At 72.3% G+C, this 18,991-nt stretch carries 19 protein-coding genes and 2 pseudogenes; 10 read left to right on the top strand and 11 right to left on the bottom strand.

What is annotated here, in order from left to right:
• Position 1: 1 nt before the first annotated feature.
• Entirely contained in the window at positions 2–1,111 is a 1,110-nt protein-coding gene (locus CHC05_RS35330) for a cystathionine gamma-lyase (RefSeq protein WP_089254988.1), read from the top strand.
• A 68-nt stretch (positions 1,112–1,179) separates the two neighbouring features.
• On the opposite strand, the pseudogene CHC05_RS35325 reads toward CHC05_RS35330, so the two are convergent.
• Positions 1,180–1,422, bottom strand: a pseudogene (locus tag CHC05_RS35325) (hypothetical protein); the annotation flags it as partial.
• Positions 1,423–1,525: 103 nt separating this feature from the next.
• On the opposite strand from CHC05_RS35325, the gene CHC05_RS35320 reads away from it, so the two are divergent.
• Entirely contained in the window at positions 1,526–2,629 is a 1,104-nt protein-coding gene (locus tag CHC05_RS35320) for a D-alanine--D-alanine ligase family protein (RefSeq protein ID WP_089254986.1), read from the top strand.
• 4 nt (positions 2,630–2,633) lie between these two features.
• Here CHC05_RS35320 and CHC05_RS35315 read toward each other — a convergent pair whose 3' ends face one another.
• From CHC05_RS35315 to CHC05_RS35305, 3 genes are read right to left on the bottom strand one after another with little or no spacing between them, the layout of a single operon-like run.
• Complete coding sequence (locus tag CHC05_RS35315; RefSeq protein WP_089254985.1) at positions 2,634–3,074, bottom strand: HIT family protein; 441 nt, start codon at positions 3,072–3,074, stop codon at positions 2,634–2,636.
• An 11-nt stretch (positions 3,075–3,085) separates the two neighbouring features.
• Positions 3,086–5,266: an ATP-dependent DNA helicase RecG gene (gene recG / locus CHC05_RS35310; RefSeq protein WP_089254984.1), complete on the bottom strand. Its 2,181-nt coding sequence runs from the start codon at positions 5,264–5,266 to the stop codon at positions 3,086–3,088.
• Positions 5,263–7,119 (bottom strand): DAK2 domain-containing protein, encoded by a 1,857-nt coding sequence (locus CHC05_RS35305; RefSeq protein WP_089254983.1) that lies wholly within the window; start codon positions 7,117–7,119, stop codon positions 5,263–5,265. Before CHC05_RS35305 ends, recG begins: the two co-directional genes overlap by 4 nt.
• A gap of 115 nt (positions 7,120–7,234) precedes the next feature.
• Here CHC05_RS35305 and CHC05_RS35300 point away from each other — a divergent pair, with 115 nt between their 5' ends.
• Both CHC05_RS35300 and CHC05_RS35295 read left to right on the top strand, forming a co-directional pair.
• Positions 7,235–7,768 (top strand): hypothetical protein, encoded by a 534-nt coding sequence (locus tag CHC05_RS35300; RefSeq protein WP_144022911.1) that lies wholly within the window; start codon positions 7,235–7,237, stop codon positions 7,766–7,768.
• A 75-nt stretch (positions 7,769–7,843) separates the two neighbouring features.
• The gene (locus CHC05_RS35295; RefSeq protein WP_089254981.1) at positions 7,844–8,428 is read left to right on the top strand and encodes a hypothetical protein; all 585 of its coding nucleotides are present in this window, start codon (positions 7,844–7,846) and stop codon (positions 8,426–8,428) included.
• A 583-nt stretch (positions 8,429–9,011) separates the two neighbouring features.
• On the opposite strand, the gene CHC05_RS35290 is transcribed toward CHC05_RS35295, so the two are convergent.
• Positions 9,012–9,941: an NAD-dependent epimerase/dehydratase family protein gene (locus CHC05_RS35290; RefSeq protein ID WP_089254980.1), complete on the bottom strand. Its 930-nt coding sequence runs from the start codon at positions 9,939–9,941 to the stop codon at positions 9,012–9,014.
• Positions 9,942–10,092: 151 nt separating this feature from the next.
• Between CHC05_RS35290 and rpmB the strand changes: the two genes are divergently transcribed.
• Positions 10,093–10,284, top strand: coding sequence for a 50S ribosomal protein L28 (rpmB, locus tag CHC05_RS35285; RefSeq protein WP_089254979.1), 192 nt, complete (start codon positions 10,093–10,095; stop codon positions 10,282–10,284).
• A 62-nt stretch (positions 10,285–10,346) separates the two neighbouring features.
• Here rpmB and CHC05_RS35280 read toward each other — a convergent pair whose 3' ends face one another.
• From CHC05_RS35280 to CHC05_RS35265, 4 genes are all read right to left on the bottom strand, one after another.
• Complete coding sequence (locus CHC05_RS35280) at positions 10,347–10,793, bottom strand: GNAT family N-acetyltransferase (protein WP_245871386.1); 447 nt, start codon at positions 10,791–10,793, stop codon at positions 10,347–10,349.
• A gap of 82 nt (positions 10,794–10,875) precedes the next feature.
• On the bottom strand, positions 10,876–11,913 hold the full coding sequence (locus tag CHC05_RS35275) for a hypothetical protein (RefSeq protein ID WP_089254978.1): 1,038 nt from the start codon (positions 11,911–11,913) through the stop codon (positions 10,876–10,878).
• Positions 11,910–12,458 (bottom strand): RNA polymerase sigma factor, encoded by a 549-nt coding sequence (locus CHC05_RS35270; protein ID WP_089254977.1) that lies wholly within the window; start codon positions 12,456–12,458, stop codon positions 11,910–11,912. The genes CHC05_RS35275 and CHC05_RS35270 overlap by 4 nt, the downstream gene beginning before the upstream one ends.
• Positions 12,459–12,504: 46 nt before the next feature.
• Positions 12,505–13,446 carry a thiamine-phosphate kinase gene (locus CHC05_RS35265; protein WP_245871379.1) on the bottom strand — a complete coding sequence of 314 codons (942 nt, stop codon included), beginning with the start codon at positions 13,444–13,446 and terminating at the stop codon, positions 12,505–12,507.
• Between the two features lie 79 nt (positions 13,447–13,525).
• Here CHC05_RS35265 and CHC05_RS35260 point away from each other — a divergent pair, with 79 nt between their 5' ends.
• The 3 genes and pseudogenes from CHC05_RS35260 to CHC05_RS35250 all read left to right on the top strand — a co-directional run.
• Positions 13,526–13,759, top strand: coding sequence for an Lrp/AsnC ligand binding domain-containing protein (locus CHC05_RS35260; protein WP_089254975.1), 234 nt, complete (start codon positions 13,526–13,528; stop codon positions 13,757–13,759).
• A complete protein-coding gene (locus CHC05_RS35255) occupies positions 13,760–14,323 on the top strand; it encodes a DUF3515 family protein (RefSeq protein WP_089254974.1) in 564 nt (187 codons plus the stop codon).
• Positions 14,324–14,393: 70 nt separating this feature from the next.
• Positions 14,394–15,632: pseudogene (locus CHC05_RS35250) on the top strand (flavin monoamine oxidase family protein); the annotation flags it as partial.
• 82 nt (positions 15,633–15,714) lie between these two features.
• Here CHC05_RS35250 and CHC05_RS35245 read toward each other — a convergent pair.
• Both CHC05_RS35245 and CHC05_RS35240 read right to left on the bottom strand, forming a co-directional pair.
• Entirely contained in the window at positions 15,715–16,338 is a 624-nt protein-coding gene (locus CHC05_RS35245) for a YceI family protein (protein ID WP_089254973.1), read from the bottom strand.
• Between the two features lie 189 nt (positions 16,339–16,527).
• A complete protein-coding gene (locus tag CHC05_RS35240) occupies positions 16,528–17,595 on the bottom strand; it encodes an LPXTG cell wall anchor domain-containing protein (RefSeq protein WP_144022910.1) in 1,068 nt (355 codons plus the stop codon).
• 310 nt (positions 17,596–17,905) lie between these two features.
• Here CHC05_RS35240 and rsmD point away from each other — a divergent pair, with 310 nt between their 5' ends.
• Together rsmD and coaD are read left to right on the top strand one after the other, a co-directional pair.
• Positions 17,906–18,469, top strand: coding sequence for a 16S rRNA (guanine(966)-N(2))-methyltransferase RsmD (gene rsmD, locus CHC05_RS35235; RefSeq protein WP_089254971.1), 564 nt, complete (start codon positions 17,906–17,908; stop codon positions 18,467–18,469).
• Positions 18,466–18,954, top strand: coding sequence for a pantetheine-phosphate adenylyltransferase (coaD, locus tag CHC05_RS35230; RefSeq protein WP_089254970.1), 489 nt, complete (start codon positions 18,466–18,468; stop codon positions 18,952–18,954). The genes rsmD and coaD overlap by 4 nt, the downstream gene beginning before the upstream one ends.
• The last annotated feature ends 37 nt before the right edge of the window (positions 18,955–18,991 follow it).

The following is an 18,991-nucleotide window of genomic DNA, read 5'->3' as shown; positions in this document are numbered from 1 at the left end:
CTTGACGGAATACGGCGACGGCACGCGGTCCGTGCACGCGGGACTGCCGCCGGCGGTCCCTGGTGAGCCCTTCCTGCCCGGGCCGGTCTTCGCGGCCCCGTACCACCTCGATCCGGCGGTCGGACCGGCCGCGTCGCCCAACGGCTACGGGCGGCCGGACAACCGCACCCGCAGGCTGCTGGAGGCGGCGATCGGCGAGCTGGAGGGCGGTCCGACGCTGGCCTTCGCCAGCGGCCAGGCAGCGGTGACCGCCGTGCTGCTGTCGATCCTGCGTCCCGGCGACACGGTGGTGCTGCCCGCGGACGGCTACTACCCGGTGCGCGGCTTCGCCACCTCGACGCTCGCGGAGCTCGGTGTCACGGCGGTGTTCGCGCCGACGGCCGGCCCGCACCCGGACTACGCCGGCGTGCGCCTGGTGCTGGTGGAGACGCCGGCCAACCCCGGACTGGATGTCTGCGACATCGCGGCGGTCGCCGACCGCGCGCACGCCGCCGGCGCGCTGCTGGCCGTCGACAACACCGCCGCGACCCCGCTGGGCCAGCGCCCGCTCGACCTGGGTGCGGACATCTCGCTGGCGTCGGGCACCAAGGCGCTGACGGGGCACTCGGACCTGCTGCTGGGCTATGTGGCTACGCGTTCTCCAGAGCTGCTTTCCGCGCTGACCGGATGGCGCAACACGACCGGCTCGATCCCGGGCGCGTTCGACGCCTGGCTCGCCCACCGCTCACTGTTCACTCTGGACCTGCGGCTCGCCCGCCAGTCCGCCAACGCCGCCGCGGTGGTCGAGGCGCTGGCCGGGCGCGCGGACGTGGCCGCGCTGCGCTGGCCGGGCCGGCCCGGCGACCCGGCGCACGACGTGGCGTCCCGGCAGATGCGCCGGATCCCCGGCATCGTCGGGTTCGACCTGGGATCGGCCGACCGGGTGGCCCGCTTTCTCGCGGCGTCCCGGCTGGTCGCGGCCGCGACGTCGTTCGGCGGGGTGCACACCAGCGCCGACCGCCGCGAGCAGTGGGGTGACGACACCGCGCCGGGCTTCGTCCGGCTGTCCTGCGGCATCGAGGACGCGGCCGACCTGGTCGCCGACATCACCGCGGCGCTCGACGCGGTCTAGTCCCGCGGGCGGCGCACCCCGCGCGAGCCGCCGCCGAGCCGCGCGCGGGGTGCGGGCACCGGTGCCGTCCGTTTGAGGTGGTAGCGGTGCAGTTCGCTGGTGCCCTCCAGGCTCGGGTTCTCGCTCACCGAGACCAGCTCCCAGCCCTGCTCGCCGGCCCGGTTGAGGTGGGCCAGGGCGGTCTCGCCGAAGGGTGAGACGTCGAGCATCGAGCCGTCCGGCCCGTACCAGTGGAAGGTGACCTCCCAGCCGGCCGCGTCGACCCGCGCCATGCGCCGGCGGACGAGCAGCGCGTACTCCCATTTCGTCATGGGCCCGGGTGTTCCCCGTGGTGCCAGTTGGAAAACGGCGCGCACGGAGCGTGATCGCCGGACCAGCCCGCCTCGCGTGCCACGGCAGAGTAGGGTCCTGACCGTGACAAGACCCAGGAAGATCCGAGTCGCGGTCGTCTTCGGCGGCCGGAGCACTGAGCATGCGATTTCGGCGGTCAGCGCCGGAAGCATCCTGCGGGTGCTGGACCCCGACCAGTACGAGGTCATTCCGGTCGGGATCACCCGCGAGGGTCAGTGGGTGCTCACCGACGGTGATCCCAGCGCCCTCGCGATCGAGGGTGCCCGGCTTCCGGAGGTCACCGCCGCCGCCGGCACCGCCGTCGTGCTGCCGGGCGACCCGACCTCGCGCGGGCTGATGGTGGTCGAGCCGTCCGCCGGGCTCAGCGCGCTGGGCGACGTCGACGTGGTCTTCCCGGCGCTGCACGGCGCCTACGGCGAGGACGGCACCATCCAGGGTCTGCTGGAGATGGCCGGCATTCCCTACGTGGGTGCCAACGTGTTCGCCAGCGCGGCCGCCATGGACAAGGAGTTCACCAAGAAGCTCGCGGCGGCCGAGGGCATCCCGGTCGGCGACTACGTGGTGCTGCGGGCCGGTGTCTCGCTCAGCGAGGCCGACAAGCAGCGGCTCGGGCTGCCGGTGTTCGTCAAGCCGTCGCGGGCGGGCTCGTCGTACGGCATCACCAAGGTCTCCGACTGGGCCGACCTCGACGCGGCCGTCGCGACCGCCCGCCAGATCGACCCCAAGGTGCTGGTCGAGGCCGCGATCGTGGGCCGCGAGATCGAGTGCGGCGTCCTGGAGGCCGAGGCCGGCGGCAGCGCGGAGGCGTCGGTGCTCGCCGAGATCCGGGTGACCGGTGCGGGGCACGACTTCTACGACTTCGAGGCCAAATACCTGGGCGAGCAGTGCGAGTACGACATCCCGGCCGGGCTGCCGGAGCCGTTGACCCAGCAGGTGCGCGACTACGCGGTGCGGACCTTCGCGGCGCTCGACTGCGCCGGCCTGGCGCGGGTGGACTTCTTCGTCACGGACGCCGGCGAGGTGCTGCTCAACGAGATCAACACCATGCCGGGCTTCACCGCGACCTCGATGTTCCCGCGGATGTGGGCGGCCAGCGGGCTGGAGTACCCGAAGCTGGTGGACCGGTTGATCCGCACCGCGCTGCGGCGCGGCAGCGGCCTGCACTGACCTCTTAGACGGCGGTGAAATACCGGCGGAGGCGGTCAGCGAGAGCGGTCACCTCCGCCAGGTCGCCGCGCGGCGCCTCGGGGGCGTATGCGCTCTCGTGCCACGGCGTCTCCTCGGGGATGCCGCGGTGGCGCGGGAAGACGTGCTGGTGGAAGTGCGGGATGCCGCGGCCGATGACGGCGGAGAACACGTGCTCGGGGTCGAGCTCGGAGCGAATCGCGATCGCGGCCCGGCGGGCGGCCGAGCCGACCGCCGCGGCCTCCACGTCGGTCAGGGCGTCGAGTGACCCCACGTGCCGCAACGTCTCGACGAAGAGGTAGCCGAGCAGGGCGCCGCCCTCGCCCAGCGTGCCGTGCGAGACGGCGACGAGGTCGTCGCGCCAGATCTCCGGACCGACCAGCGGACCCTGACCCCGATGCTTGGCACAGATGAGACAGTCATCCATGCCCGGGGACGCTAGCCCTTCTCGAGGTATTCCGCGCGCTCCTCGTCGACGAGCAGCGCGATCGACTGGGCCAGCAGCGGGTGTGCGGTCAGCTCCGGGTCGGCGGAGACCAGGTCGATGGCCTCCTGCCGGGCCTCGCCGATCAGCTTCTCGTCCTTGAGTAGCGAGAGCAACCGCAGGTGGGAGCGGCGGCCCGACTGGGTCGCGCCGAGCACGTCGCCCTCGCGGCGCTGCTCCAGGTCGAGCTCGGCCAGCTTGAAGCCGTCGGTGGTCGAGGCGACCGCGTCGAGCCGTTCGCGCGCGGCCGAGCCCTCCACGGCCTCGGTCACCAGCAGGCACAGCCCGGCGGCGGAGCCCCGTCCGACCCGGCCGCGGAGCTGGTGGAGCTGGGAGACGCCGAACCGGTCGGCGTCCATCACGATCATCACGGTGGCGTTGGGCACGTCGACGCCGACCTCGACCACGGTGGTGGCGACCAGCACGTCGAGGTCGCCGGCCGCGAAGCTGCGCATGACCGCGTCTTTCTCGTCGGCGGGCAGCCGGCCGTGCAGCACGCCGATCCGCAGGCCGTGCAGCGGGCCCTCGGCCAGCAGCGGCGCCACCTCGGTGACCGCCAGCGGTGGCCGGCGGGCGGTGCCGTCGTCGTCGGGCGGCGGCTCGTCGGCGTCGGAGGCCGAGCCGTCGCCGATCCGCGGGCAGACCACGTAGGCCTGGTGGCCGGCGTCGACCTCTTCGCGGAGCCGGCGCCAGGCGCGGTCGAGGAAGGCCGGCTTGTCGGCGGCCGGCACGACGTGGGAGGCGATCGGCGAACGGCCGCCGGGGAGCTGGTCGAGGATCGAGATCTCCAGGTCGCCGTAGACCGTCATCGCCACTGTGCGGGGGATCGGCGTCGCGGTCATCACCAGCGTGTGCGGCGGCTGGTCGGCCTTGGCGCGCAGCGCGTCGCGCTGCTCGACGCCGAACCGGTGCTGCTCGTCGACCACCACCAGGCCGAGGTCGTTGAACTCGACGTTCTCGTAGAGCAGGGCGTGGGTGCCGATCACGATGCCGGCCGCGCCCGAGGCCACCTCGGCCGCCGCCGCGCGCCGGGCCGCCGCACCGAGCGACCCGGTGACCAGGGCGACCTGGGTGCCGGCCGGGTCGCCGTCGAGCTCCCCGGCGCGGCCCAGCGGGCCGAGCAGGGCGGAGATGGACCGGTGGTGCTGCGCGGCGAGCACCTCGGTGGGCGCCAGCAGGGCCGCCTGCCCGCCGGAGTCGACCACCTGGAGCATCGCCCGCAGCGCGCACACCGTCTTGCCGGAGCCGACCTCGCCCTGGAGCAGCCGGTGCATGGGATGGGTGGTGGCCAGGTCGGTGGCGATCTCGGCGCCGACCCGCCGCTGGCCCTCGGTCAGCTCGTACGGCAGCCGGGTGTCGAACGTGGACAGCACGCCCTGGGCCGTGGCCGGGCGCGGGCGGGCCGGCAGGGCGGTCGCCCGCACCTTGCGCCGCACCAGGGTGAGCTGCACCGCGAACGCCTCGTCCCACTTGAGCCGGCGGCGGGCCTTGTGCAGGTCTTCGCGGGAGCCCGGGCGATGGATCTCGCGCAACGCGGTGTCGAGCGGGAGCAGGCCGCGGCCGGCGCGGACCGTCGCCGGCAGCGGGTCGTCGACGGGGGCGAGCGTGTCGAGCGCCACCCGGACGCAGCGGGCGATGGTCCAGGTGGGCACGGCACCTGCGGCCGGGTAGACCGGGATCAGCGCGCCGGCGAACTCCTCGATCTCCTCGGAGGCCTCGCCCTCGTCGCCGAGCAGCACGTAGTCAGGGCCGTTGAGCTGGCGCTTGCCCCGGAACTCGGTGACCTTGCCGGCGAACAGCCCCCACCGGCCCGGCCGCAGGTCGCGCTCGCGCCACGCCTGGTTGAAGAAGGTCAGCGTGAGCAGGCCGCCGGTGCCGTCTTCGACCAGCACCTCGAGCAGCCGGCCGCTGCGCTGCCGCATCGGCCGGGTGGTGGCCCGCCGCACCTGGCCGAGCACGGTGACGTCCTCGCCGACCGACAGGGAGCGGATGTCGGTGTGCTCGCCACGCTCGTCGTAGCGGCGGGGGAAGTGATAGACCAGATCGCCGACGGTACGCAGGTCGAGGTGCTTGTCGAGGGCCTTGGCGGTCTTGTCGCCGAGCACCTTCTTGAGCGGCTCCGCCAGCGTGGTCATTCGACACCCACCAGCAGCGGATAGTGCGGGTGCCCGCCGGCGAAGACCTGCACCTCGACGAACGGCCAGTGCACAGCGGCGTGCGTGACCAGCCCGTCGGCCAGCCCCGCCGGCGCGTCGGCCCCGGTGATCAGGGTGACCAGCTCGCCGCCGCCGCCGAGCAGCCGGTCGAGCAGGTCGCGGCAGGTCTCGGCCAGGTCGGCGCCGATCAGGTGCACCTCGCCCTCGACGAGGGCGAGGACGTCGCCGCGCCGGCACGGACCGGCGACGGTCAACGCGTCGCGGCTCGCGTGGCAGACCTCGGCGTAACGGCAGGCGCCGGCGGCCTCGGCCATCGCGATGACGTCGTCGTCGAACTCGCGCGCCGGGTCGCGCACGGCCAGCGCGGCCAGGGCCTGCACGGGCGAACGGGTCGGCACCACCCGCACGGCGGCGGTGGACTCCCGGGCCGCGGCGGCGGCGACGGTCTGGGTGTTGGGGTCGTTGGGCAACACGACCACGTGCGCGGCGCCCGTGGCGGTGATCGCCGCCAGCAGCTCGCGGGTGGACGGGTTGGCGCCGACGACGGCCGCGCCCTCGCTCGCGAACAGCTCCGCGATGCCCTCGCCGGCGGCCACCACGACGGCGGCCCGGTCGGGCCCGCCGGCGCCGATCTGGTCGGCGAAGCGCGTGACGGTGATGCGGTGGGGCCGACCCGCCTCGACGCCGGCCTCGATCGCCGCGCCGGCGTCGTTGACGTGGACGTGCACGTTCCAGGTGGACTCGTCGCCCTCGCCGGTGCCGACCACGACCAGCGAGTCGCCGAGTTCGGCGAGCCGGGCGCGCAGCTTCTCGACCGCCGGCTCGGGCGCGTCGAGCAGGAACTGCACCTCGTAGTCGAAGTCGGCCGAGCCACTCTCCCGCGCGGCGACCAGCGGCCGCCTGGCCCGCGGGGCGGGCAACAGCCGGGTCTCGGCCAGCACCTCGCCGGTCACCACCTCGGCCAGAGCGTCGAGCAGCACACACAGGCCGCGCCCACCGGCGTCGACCACGCCGGCCCGGGCCAGCGCCGGCAACTGGGTGGGCGTAAGCGCCAACGCCTCGGCGGCGGCCGCCGCCGCGGCCCGCACCACCGCGGCTAACGACCCAGCTTCGCCAGCGGCATCGCCGCCTTGCGGCGCGCCGTCTTCGGCTAACGGTCCGGCGTCGCCGGCGGCACCGCCGGCGTGCTCCGCGGCGGTGGCGGCCGCCGCGGCCCGGGCCACGTCGGCCAACGACCCGGCTTCGCCAGCGGGACCGCCGCCCGGCGGCGCGCCGCCTTCGGCGGGCGGTTCGGCGTTGCCGGCGTTCGCGCGGGAGGGCGGCGCGGCGGTTTCGGCCGATGGGCCGGCGTCGCCGGTGGCACCGCCGGCCCTCGCGGCCGCGTGCTCCGCTGCGGTGGCGGCGGCCGCGGCGACCGTGAGCACGGTGCCCTCGACCGGCTCGGCGACCGCGCCGTAGGCCGCGTCCGCGCCCGCCCGCAGCCCGCGGGCGAGGGCGGGCCCGTCGAACACGGTCAGGGGCGACGTGGCGTCGGCCAGGCCGCGCAGGATCTGCGAGATGATCACGCCGGAGTTGCCTCGGGCGCCGAGTAGGGCGCCGCGGGCCATCAGGCGCAACACCTGGCCGTGTGGGGTGAGGTCGCCTTCGGCGATCGGGTCGAAGACCAGCGCCTCGTTGGCCGAGGTCAGCGTGAGCACGAGATTGGTGCCCGTGTCGCCGTCGGGCACCGGGTAGACGTTGAGCGCGTCGATCTCGCTCTGGTGGCGGCGCAGCGCCGCCAGGGCACCGCCGCACCAGCGGCGCAGCGCCGGGGCGTCGAGGCTCTCCAACACGCCCCGAGCCTATCGGTTGGGCCTGACAACTCCGTCGATCCCGGCTCGGGGGACAGCGGGTCTGGCGCGACGGTCCTAGCCTGGCGCCAAGATCGGCCTACCCCCGGAGGCTCGCGTGACGACTCCCGCCTATCCGCCACCCCCGGTCGAAACGGCCGACCGAGTCCCAGACGACCAGCCCTTCGTGCTGCGGCTCGACCTCCGCAAGCGGATCCTCCCGCCGGCCGCGATCCTGCTCTTCATCCTCTGCCTGGTCGGCGCCGCCACGTTCGCGGAGGGTGGCACCGGCGGGCCGGTCTTCGTCCTGTTCGTGGTCCTCACGGTCGTCGCCGGCGTCCAGGTCTATCGGGAGGCCTCGGGGCCGGTGCTCGCGGTCAACGCGGCGGGCGTCTGGATCCGGCGGCGGCGAAACCGAAGGCAGGCGGTCTTCCTGCCCTGGGCCGCGATCGAGCGGGTGTACGTGGCGCGCCGCGGTTTCGAGCGCCTGTTCCATGTGCGTCCCCGTGACCCGCGTGCCGCCCTCGGGCTGACCTCGGCGCTGTTCCAGGGCGGCGTCCTCACCGCGTCGCTGACGTTCGGCGATCGGCCGGCGCCCGCGGTGCTCGCCGCCATCGAGCAATTCTCCGCGGGCCAGGTCCGGATCGACTGACTGCCGGTTCGCGGGAGACCACGCATTGCGGTCGGGACCTACCATGTCCATGGATCTCCGATCGGAGGCGACACGATGGCCGGCTACGAACTCCCGTTGGACCAGCCCACCGCCGCACCGCGCCGGATCCCGGCCGGCCAGCCCTTCGAGCTGAGCCTCAACCTGGTGCGGCTCGGCCTCTACTGGGTCGGTGCCATGGTGGTCGTGGGAGGCCTCCAGGTCCTGCTGATCGGCGACTACCTCCTGCTGCCGGTCGCGCTGGCCGCGTTGCCCGCCCTGCTGATCCTGTTCGTCTACCTCGCGACGAACGCACGGCGCGGCCCGACCCTGGCCATCAACCCGGAGGGCATCTGGGTCAGCCTACGGGTGCGCGGCTTCGTCCGGTTGGGCCCGCAGTTCACCGCCGTCTTCGTGCCGTGGGCCGCGATCGACCGGATCTACGTGCGGCGGGTGGCCCTCGACAAACGCATCTGCGTCGCGCCACGGAACCCGCGCGAGTTCCACCTCCGGTCCTACCCCAACGTCGACGTCTTCGACGTGCTCCAGCGCTTCTACGGCACACCACTGCACGCGTCGCTGACGTTCGGCGACCGTCCGGCGGACTCAGTCCTGGAAACCATCACGCGGTACGCCGCGGGCCGGACGCCCATCGAACCCTGAGCTTCAGCGTTCGCCCCACGGACCTTGCACGGACGGGCCGCCAAGGCCCGGGCCTGGTTCGCGGGGGTAACGGTCGTGCCCACGGCCGGGGGATCGGTCCTGAACAACCATCACGCGGTAGGCCCCGGGCTGGGTGCCGATCGAGCGCCATGCCGTCCATCCAACCCGTCGGTGACGTATGGGTGTCGTTCTCCTGGGCGGTGAAGGGGGTGGCTGTAGCCCCGGGCGGCGCCGAGGTCGTCTCCGACGTGCAGGTCCGGGTGACGGCGTTGTGCGGTCCCCTGCCCCACCCCTGAGCTTCCGCGTTTCCCACCGCGGGCCTTGCGGGGACGGGCCTCTCGGGCCCGGCCCGGTCCCCGGGGGTGACGGGTCGGGCACGGTCGGAGGATCCGGTCCTGAACAACCATCACGCGGTAGCCCTCGGGCCGGGCGCCGCCCAGCCCTCAGCTTCCGGACCTTCCGACCGCGGACCTGGCAGGGACGGGCCCCCTCGGGCCCGGCCCGGTCCCCGGGAGCAACGGTCGTGCCCACGACGGACCCGGGACCAGATCTTGAACTCGATCTAGATCTTGATCTACCTGAGCTATTCCGTTGCCACCATCCGAAGGCCTTGTTTGTAGTCGACGACGGCCGGCGTCCACCCAAGCTCGTTCTGGGCCTTGTCGTTGGAGACGCGCATCGAGGTGGTCATGGCCGTGTAGCCGTAAGGCGCGGCCGCGCGTAGCACCGGCGCCGGCACTCGCATCGGCGGCTTGGCGTCGACCAGGCTGGCCACCTCGTCGAGGAACTCGCCCCAGGTCACCGGGACACCATCGACGATGTTGTAGGCGCTCCCCGCCCGGCCCTTCTCCATCGCCGCCACGGTGGCCGATGCCGCGTCGTCCAGGTGGACCATCGGGACCTCGCCGCCGCCGCCCTTGAGTACCGGGAAGCGCCGCTTGCGTACTGCGTCGATCATCCGTTTTGTCCCAGGATCGCTGCCGTAGAAGAGGCCGTACCGCAGCGCGATGCCCTCCAGCCCGGGCGTCTCGCACGCCGTCGCCTCGGCCTCGTGGAAGGCGTCCATGATCGGGCCGAGCGGGCCCTCGGCCGGCACCCCGAACGGGTCGGCCTCCGTGAGCTCCTTGGTGCCGTGGTCGCCGTATCCGTACCCGTACACGATCGACTGGGTCAGGAAGCGCTTCGCGCCGACCTCCCGCGCCGCGGCCACCAGGTTGGCGCTGCCGATCGTGCGCAGGTCGTTGGTCTTGTCCAGGTCGTGGAAGCGCAGTGGGGGACGGGTCAGGGCGGAGCACTCGTGGATCACCACGTCGGCGGACAGGCCGGACACGGCGCGCAGCAGGTCCTCCCGGTCCAGCACGTCGGCGACCAGCGTCTTCGCGCCGAACGCCTCCAGCCGCCGGGTGTTGGCCAGCAGCCGCGTGATCCCGATGACCTCGTGGTGGTAGGCGACCAGCCGCTGGATCAGCGGCGTCCCGATGGCGCCCGTGGCGCCCGCGAGCAGTACCCTCATGACGACCTCCCGCCCTCCAGTCAACCCCGCCGCGCGCTGCGGTGGGAGCCGATTCGCCGGGTGCGGCAGGGGTCGGGTATTCTCGACAGGTTGCCTGGTCGGCGAGGACCCACCAGCAACCCCCAAGGCGACCAGATCCCAGGAGTAACCCGTGGCTAGCGTGTGCGACGTCTGTGGCAAGGGGCCGGGCTTCGGCCACAACGTTTCCCACTCGCACCGGCGGACCAACCGCCGCTGGAACCCCAACATCCAGACGGTGCGCACCCCGGCCGGTGGTGGCAACACCCGCAAGATGCAGGTCTGCACCTCGTGCATCAAGGCGGGCAAGGTCACGCGCGCCTGACGGCGCGACCGAGTACTTTCACCAAGCCGCCGGGCCTGACAGGGCCCGGCGGCTTGCTGTGCTCACAGAACGCGGCCGTACGACCGCACGCCCGGCGAGTCGCGGTAGTAGCCGAAATCCGGGATCCGCTCGTAGCCGTTGGCCACGTAGAACGCGATCGCCTCGGGCTGCTTGTCGCCGGTCTCCAGGATCAACCGCTTGCGCCCCGCCTCCCGGGCGGAGTCCTCGATCGCCCGCAGGACGGCCTTGGCCACCCCGCGGCGGCGGCCGGCGGGCGCGGTGTACATCCGCTTGAGCTCGGCCTCCTCGGCGCCGTGGACGCGCCAGCCCGCGCAGCCGACGGGCTCCCCGTCTAGGAACGCGACGAGGAAGTCGCCGTTGGGCGGGGAGAAGTCGGTCGGGTCGACGGGGGTGTCGTCGCCCGAGCTGCCGTAGCGGGCGCCGAGGTCGATCATGAGCTCGGTGACCAGCGCCACCGACTCGGGCGCGGTGAACGGCAGGCGCTTGATGTCGAGATGTTCCACGGACACGACGGTACGGCGGCGACCGGTGGGTGACCGGCCGCCGCCGCTGTAGCGACGATCACTCCCGCTATCGGTCACCTGCCTTCGCCACGATCTTGTGGGTCCAGAGGACCTGGTAGTCGACCGTGCTGTCCGTGCCCGACGCCCGCCCGACGGCCCGCCCCGTGGCCGGGTCGAAGAGCAGCTCGTCGAAGCGGCCCCGCTCGGTCTGTCGGATCGCCCAGAGCTTCCGGCCGTCGAAGACGGTCTCCCGAGCCGACAGCCCCTGCCAGCTCTTGATCGACTTGAGCATCGCCACCCGGACGTCGGCCTTCAGCAGTGTCTCGGAGCTGACCAGCAGCTCACCGATCTCCTTGGCCAGCAGGCTGTCGTCGCTCCGCTTGTCGTTCCCGCCGATGCCCTCCAGCAGCGCCGCCCGCAACGCCGCCGGGTCGGTCGGCAGGGCCGCCAGCCACTCCGGCGTCGGCTGCCAGATCGACGGCTTGTCCACCGGCGTGCTCGGGTCGGTGCTTCCGCCCCGGTCGACGCCGTTGCGGATGTTCGCCACGGCGGTCATGCCCTCCGGTGCGAACCAGAGCTCGGTCTCGTCCGCACCGAGCACCGGCGGTGCGGCGTCACCGATGTTGTCGGTCGAGCTCACCCCGTACATCCGGGTGTAAATCACCTGGTCGGGCCGAACCGTCTCGGTCTTCGAGGTGGCGGCCTTGGCGGCCAGCCGGTCGAGCGACTGCTTGGCGTTGATCGGCTTGCTGGCGCCGAGCGGCAGTGGCGTGCCCACCGCCGGCGACGGATTCTTGCCACCGCCGCCTTTGGGCCCGTGGGACACCTCCCCACCCTTGGGGTTCGGCGGCGAGCTCGGTGCGCTGCCGACACTGACGCCCGGGTCGCTGCCGCCGCCCTGGAGGGCCACCACGCCGGTCGTGGCCAGGCCGGCGACCACCAGCGCGGCCGCCGCCGGCACCAGGCGGCGGAACCGGGACCGGGCGGGCGGCGCCTGGCGGCGGGTCATCGTGTGCCAGGTGCGGGAGACGGACTCGTCGGTCGGCTCGACCGTGCCCGGCGGCAGGTCGCGCACGGCGATGAGGTCGGGATCGGCGCGGTTCACGGCACATCTCCTTCAGCGGGAACGGTTCCTTCAGGGGTGAGGGCGGCGCGAACCTTCGCGCGTGCCCGGTGCAGGGCCGACCGGACCGTGCCGGGTGGGATATCGAGGGCCGTGGCGATCTCGGCGTAGTCGAGCTCCGCCACCGCGAACAGGAGCAGCACGTCGCGCTGGCGCCGGGGCAGCCCGGCGAGCACGGCGGCGAGCCTGGCAACGGTGCGTTGGGCGTCGACCCGATCCGTGGCCGCGTCCGGCCCGGGCTCGGTGTCGGCGAGCGCCCGCAGCGCGCGGACCTCGGTGCGCCGGTGCCGCCGCAGCAGGTTGGTCGCGATGCCGTAGAGCCACGGCAGGACACCACCCCGGCTGGGGTCATAGCGGAACCGCTGCTCGTACGCGACGAGGAACGTCTCCGCCACGACGTCTTCGGCGACATGCTCGCCGACCCGGCGGGTGCAGTAGCGCAGCAGTTCGCGCCCGTAGGCGGTGAACATGCCGGCCAGATCCGCCGGGTCGGCGCCGAGGTCGGCTCCCGTGGTCGTCGTGGTCATACCCCTACTTGCCACGACGCCCCATCGAGGTTCCCCGTTCCAGGCCCTAGGAAGCGAAATGGTCCCAGCCGAGCGGGCCCTTGGGCGATTTGCCGTCGACCGTGACGCCCGTACCCTCGCTGACCCGGCCGATCTCGCGCCAGCCCTCCGGGAGGGTCCGGTCGGGTGGGAAGGTCGCGGCCAGCGCGTGGTCGTCGCCACCGCCGAGCACCCAGTGGTACGGGTCGACGCCGAGCGCCTGTGCCGCGTCCCGCATCTGCGGCGGCACCTCGAACGCCCCGCGGTCGATGTCGATCGACACCTTGCTCGCGCGCGCGATGTGCCCGAGGTCCTGGAGCAGCCCGTCGGAGACGTCGAGCATGGCGCTCGCCCCGGCTCGGGCGGCCGCCGGACCGGCGGAATAGGGCACCTTCGGCCGCCGGTACGCGTCGACGAGCAGGACAGGGGTGCGGAAGCCGCGGCTCAGCACGGTGTATCCGGCGGCCGCGTAGCCGACCCGCCCGCAGAGTGCGACCACGTCGCCGGCGCGGGCCCCGTCGCGGGTCACCGGCCGCCGCCCGGCCAGGTCGCCGAGCGCGGTCACCGCGATCGTCAGGGTCGGGCTACCGGCCATGTCACCGCCGACCACGGCGGCACCGACCAGGGCGGCCTCGGCGGCCAGCCCGTCGGCCAGGTCCTCGGCCCACCGGGTGTCCAGGCCCGGCGGCGCGCAGAGCGCCACCAGCAGCGCCGTGGGCGTCGCGCCCATCGCGGCGATGTCGGCCAGGTTGGCCGCCGCGGCGCGGTGCCCGATCTCGACCCCGCTGGCCCAGTCGCGACGGAAGTGGCGACCTTCGACCAGAGCGTCGGTGGACGCGACCACGCGGCCGTCGGGCGCGGAGACGATCGCGGCGTCGTCCCCGGGCCCCAGCAGCGTGCTGGCGCCGGGCTGAAGCCGAGCGGTGACCCGGGCGATCAGCCCGAACTCACCCGTGCGGGCCACACTCACCAGTAACCTCCGGGTTCGGTGCCTGCTCCGTTGCGGTAGTTTCACTTCTCGTGCCGTTGGCGGCGATTGGAGACGGGTCGTGGTCCAGGCGTACATCCTCATCCAGACCGAGGTCGGAAAGGCGCGTGACGTGGCCGCGTCAATCTCGGATATTCCGGGCGTCGTCCGGGTCGACGCCGTAACGGGACCCTACGAGGTCATCGCCCTGACCGAGGCACACACCCTTGACGAGCTCGGGAAGATGATCGTTTCCCGGGTCCAGCTCGTACCCGGAATCACCCGCACGATCACCTGTTCGGTGGTGCATCTCTGAGTGGACCGTTCGACCCGCCAGGCCGCGCTCCTCGCGACCGCGGTTGCCGTTCCCCTGGCCGTACTCGTCGTGTTGCTGTCGTTCTGGCGCTTCTCGCCTGACGAGCCGAAGGCCGCGCCGGCCACCTCCGCACCCGCGCCGCAGGCGACGTCCCCGGTGACGATGACCGCGCCGGCGCTCACGCCCCGCGCGACCACGCTCTGCCGCGCGCTGCTCTCGCAACTGCCGCAGGCCCTGCGTGACCGGGCCCAACGCCCGGTGACGGCGGGCACGGAGCAGAACGCCGCCTACGGCGACCCCGCGATCACCCTGGCCTGCGGCGTCCCGGCGCCGACCTTCCCGCAGACCGACCTGGTCAGCCTGCTCGACAAGGTCTGCTGGCACGACGTGGTCACCCCGGAGGCGACGGTGCTGACGACCGTCGACCGCGAGGTCACGATCCAGGTCACGGTGCCGAAGGCGTACGAGGCCGCGGGCCAGTGGGCGATCGTGTTCTCGAACCCGATCATCGAGACCGTCCCGAAGCTCGCCACCCCACCCGCGGGCTGCGCCGGCTCGGCCTGACGTATGGAATTGGGTCTGTAGCAAAGCAAGAGCGCTGCAGGCCGTTGGGATCAGCGGGGGAGCGGGCGCGATGTTCGCGACCATGGGCGCCCTCGGCCTCGCACCGACCGCCGCCGCGGCGGCTCCCGCGTACCGGGCGCCCAGCCCGGCCGACTTCCACCTGACCGGGCGCGGCCGGGCCCGGGTGGCCATCCTCGGTGGCGGCATCGCCGGTCCGGCCAAAGCGTACGAGCTGGGCAAGGCCGGCTACGACTGCACCGTGCTGGAGGCCCGCGACGTGGTCGGCGGGCGCAACTTCACCGTGCGCCGGGGCACGACGGAGACCGACCTCGACGGGCGCACCCAGCAGGCGCGCTTCGGTGACGGCGTCTACCTCAACGCGGGCCCGGGCCGGCTCGCCCAGTGGATGGTCACCCTCGACTACTGTCGCGGGCTCGGCGTGCCGATCGAGGTGTTCACGAACGCCAACGCCGACGCGCTGATCTACAACGAGTCCGCCGGGATGACGGCTCCGGTGCGCTTCCGGACCGCCAAGGCGGACGTCTTCGGCTACGTCTCGGAGCTGCTGGCCAAGGCCACGAACCAGGGTGCGCTGGACGCCGCGCTGACCACGGCCGACAAGGAGAGGCTGATGACGTTCCTGCGGTCGTACGGGTCGCTCGGCTCGACTTTCGCCTACGCGGGTGGCAGCCGGCGCGGGTTCGCCGCTTATCCCGGTGCCGGCAACGACGAGGACACCCCGCTGGCCGGGCCGGCGGCGCTCGCCGACGTCTTCGCCAGCAACGTCGGGCGGTACTTCTCCTTCGAGCTCGGCTACGACCAGGCGATGCTGATGTTCCAGCCGGTCGGCGGGATGGACCAGATCCCCAAGGCGCTGGGCAGGGCGGTCGGCGGCCACCGGATCAAGAACGGCGCCGAGGTGACCGACGTGACCGACACCGGCTCGTCGGTGGCCGTCACCTACCGGCAGAGCAAGGCCGTCCGGGTGCTGCACGCCGACTTCTGCGTCGCGACGCTGCCACCGCACCTGATGGCGCGGATCCCGCACAACCTGGGCACGCCGGTCACCTCGGCGCTGGCGGAGTTCGGCGTCACCGCCGCCGGGAAGATCGGCCTCGAGTACAAGCGCCGGTGGTGGGAGGAGGACGACCGGATCTACGGCGGCATCACCGAGACCGACCTGGACCTGCAGCACATCTGGTACCCGTCGTACGGCTTCCACGGCCGCCGCGGCCTGGTCGTCGGCTACTACAACACCGGCGCCGCGGCGCGGACCTACAGCGCGTTGCCGCACGCCGAACGCGAGGCGCGGGCCCTGGCCCAGGGAGTGACGGCGCCTTCGTCTCGGCCCGGTCGGTGGTCACCGCGATCCACCAGCGGGTGCTCGCGAGCTAGTCGGCGCGCAGGGCCTCGCCGGCGATCTCGATGTGCACCGTCTTGCCGACCAGCACGCCGCCGCTTTCCAGGGCGACGTTCCACAGCAGGCCGTAGTCCTCGCGCTCGATCTCGGCGCTCGCGCTGAAACCGAAGATGTCCTGGCCGTACGGGTCGCGGCGGGCGCCGCCCCACTCGACGCGCAGGTCGACGGCGCGGGTCACGTCGCGGACCGTCAGCTGGCCGTGCAGGGTGAAGCGCACCGGTCCCGGCGCCGGCTCGGGGCCGGTGACCCGGCGGTTGAGCTTGTTGTTGCGCAGCCTGGCCCACAGGAAGATCGGGTCGTCGGCGCCCTTCCAGGACATGCCGGTGCTGCGGTAGCGCATCAGCGGGAAGCGTTCGACGTCGAGGAAGTCGGGGCTGCGCAGGTGGGTGTCGCGGTCCGGGTTGTGTGTGGTCAGGCTGCCCGTGTTGATGACCGCGGTGACCGACGACGACAGCGGATCCTCGCCGACCACGATCTGCGCGCTGGCTTCCCGGAACTCGCCCCGGACCGGGCTGACCATCATGTGTCGGGCCAGGAAGCCCACCCGTTTGTGCGCTTGGTCCAATTTGTAGACACCGGCACTCGGGATGGTCATGCCCTCCCAGGTTCTGGTCGCAGATGTGGACACGGTTTTACGAGCTCCCCCCAGATCGACCCGACCAGAATAAGGACGCCTAGGTCAGAGCCGGGGTTCGCTGACGGCAACGTGTCAGTCGACACAGACAAGCGCGCCACCCCTCGTGACGAGGGGTGGCGCGCTCGCGTTGTCTAGCTAGTCAGAACCTCAGGCGGTGAACCGGAGGCGACGACGACGGGCGAAGAAGAACACCGCGGCACCGACGACCAGCAGGCCACCCGCGCCACCGGCGATCGCACCGGCGTTGGCGCCGGTCACCGGCAGGGTCGGGGTGTCCTCTTCGCAGTTGCCCGGGTTCTCCCAGGCGATCGCGTCGAGCTTGTCCTCACCGATGCTCGGGGTCACGGTCAGGCCGTCGGAGGCCGGGAAGGTGACCGTCGAGGTCTTGCCCTTCTCCACCTTCATGGTCTGCGGCTCGCCGGTGCTCGGGGTGAAGACGACCTCGAACTCGAGGCCCTCCGGCGGGTTGGTGACCGAGATGCTCAGGTCGTCACAGGTCGACTCGACGGCGATCTCGGGCTCGCAGCCGCCCTCGGGACCGGTCCACTCGTGCTCGCCGATCACCTTGTCCTTGCTCTTCACGACGACCTTGACGGGCGTGCCGTCCTCGTTGCCCGGCACCACGAACGGCTCGGACGACTTGCCCGGCTCGACGGTGCCCTCGGAGACCTTCTCGTCGCCGACGACGATCGTGTAGCGGAGATCCTTGGTGGCCTCTTCGCCGTTGGACACCACGACGGTGACCTGGCCGGCGCAGTCGTCAGCGAACGCCACGGCCGGCTTGGAGGTCTTGCAGCCGCCCCGGGGGATGTTGACGGTCGCGCCCTGGGTCTTGGTGATGTTCTGGCGACCGCGCTTCCAGTGCGCCTCGACGCTCAGCGAAGCCTTGGTGACGCTGATGTCGAGCGTCTGGGTGGCCTTGAGCAGGCTGGCCTCGCCCTGGAACTTCGGCAGGACGGCGCCGGCCTTGATGGTGTCGCTCTCGAAGGTGGGTGTGAAGGTGGCGCTGACGATGTCACCGTCGAGGTCGGTCTCGCTGTTGGCGACCTTCCACTCGACCTGCCACTTGCCGTCGACACAGGTCGCGTCGCCGGTGACCACGGGGTGGTGCGCGCTCGCCGGGGAGCCGCCGAGGACGACCGCTGCGGCGAGACCGACGACCGCGGCCCCTGCGACGGCGAGCGGTCGCCGCACTACGGATGGGATGTGGAACACGCGTACTCCTGACAGATTGGGGCTTTTCAGGACACGGTCGAGACACCCCGTCGCCACCGTCGAGTGTGGTCAGTCGGGCCCCGGGTCGTCTGCCTCGCCGTCGTGTGCCAACTGGGCGGCAGTCGACACAGGCGGAGACCTTAGCGGTTTCTAAAAGGGACACGCCGCTATCAGCAAGACCTAAGGATGGTGATATTGATTCGTGATTGTTGATACACGCCCGGTCACCTCTTGATCCCCGAACGTCGCGGTGCGGGCGCGGCAGCCGCCCGGCCGGCCGAGTAGCCTGCACGTTTATGGGCAGGCAGTCATGACCCGCATCGTCGCGGGCACGCTCGGCGGGCGCCGGTTGACGGCACCGCCGGGTGCGGGCACCCGGCCCACTTCCGACCGGGTACGCGAGGCGTTGTTCAGCAGCCTCGACTCGATGGTCGACCTCGACGGCGCCCGGTTCGCCGACCTCTACGCCGGCTCGGGCGCGGTCGGGCTGGAGGCGCTGTCCCGGGGTGCCACCCACGTGCTGCTGGTCGAGTCGGACGGCCGCGCCGCGCGGACGATACAGACCAACCTGACGACGTTGCGCGCCGAGCCCGCCGCCCGGCTGGTCGTCGACCGGGTCGCCGCGGTCCTCGGCCGCGGGCCCGACGGCGCGCCCTACGATGTGGTTTTCGCCGACCCTCCGTACGCGGTGATCGACGAGGAGATCGCCGCGACGGCGACCGCACTGGTCGACGGCGGCTGGCTGGCCGAGGACGCCGTGCTGGTTTTCGAGCGCTCGTCCCGCAGCGGCCCGCCGCCGCAGGTGGAAGGGGTCACGTCCGTGCGCAGCCGCCGTTACGGGGAGACGACGCTTTGGTACGGTCGCCGATCATGAGGCGTGCGGTGTGTCCTGGATCGTTCGACCCGGTCACCAATGGTCACTTGGACATCATCGGCCGGGCGAGCCGGCTGTTCGACGAGGTGATCGTCGGTGTGTTGATCAACCAGTCGAAGACCGGGTTGTTCACCGTCGACGAGCGCATCGAGATGCTCCGCGAGGCGACCGGCGGTTACGGGAACGTCCGGATCGAGTCCTTCCAGGGCCTGCTGGTCGACTTCTGCCGGACCGTGCAGGCGGCCGTCGTGGTCAAGGGCCTGCGGGCGGTCAGCGACTTCGACTACGAGCTCAAGATGGCGCAGATGAACATCGGGCTCGCCGGCGTGGAGACCCTGTTCATGCCGACCAACCCGCTCTATTCGTTCCTTTCGTCCAGCCTCGTCAAAGAGGTGGCGAAATGGGGCGGTGACGTGTCGGCGCACGTGCCCGACCACGTCCTGGATGCTCTGCGGGACCGGTTGGCCGCCAAGGGAGTGCACTGACCTTCCGGCCAACCGATCGTCGTGGTTCGATACCGGG

The sequence above is a fragment of the Asanoa hainanensis genome (genome assembly GCF_900188485.1).
Lineage (GTDB): Bacteria > Actinomycetota > Actinomycetes > Mycobacteriales > Micromonosporaceae > Asanoa > Asanoa hainanensis.
This window is presented reverse-complemented; position numbering and strand designations above follow the sequence as displayed.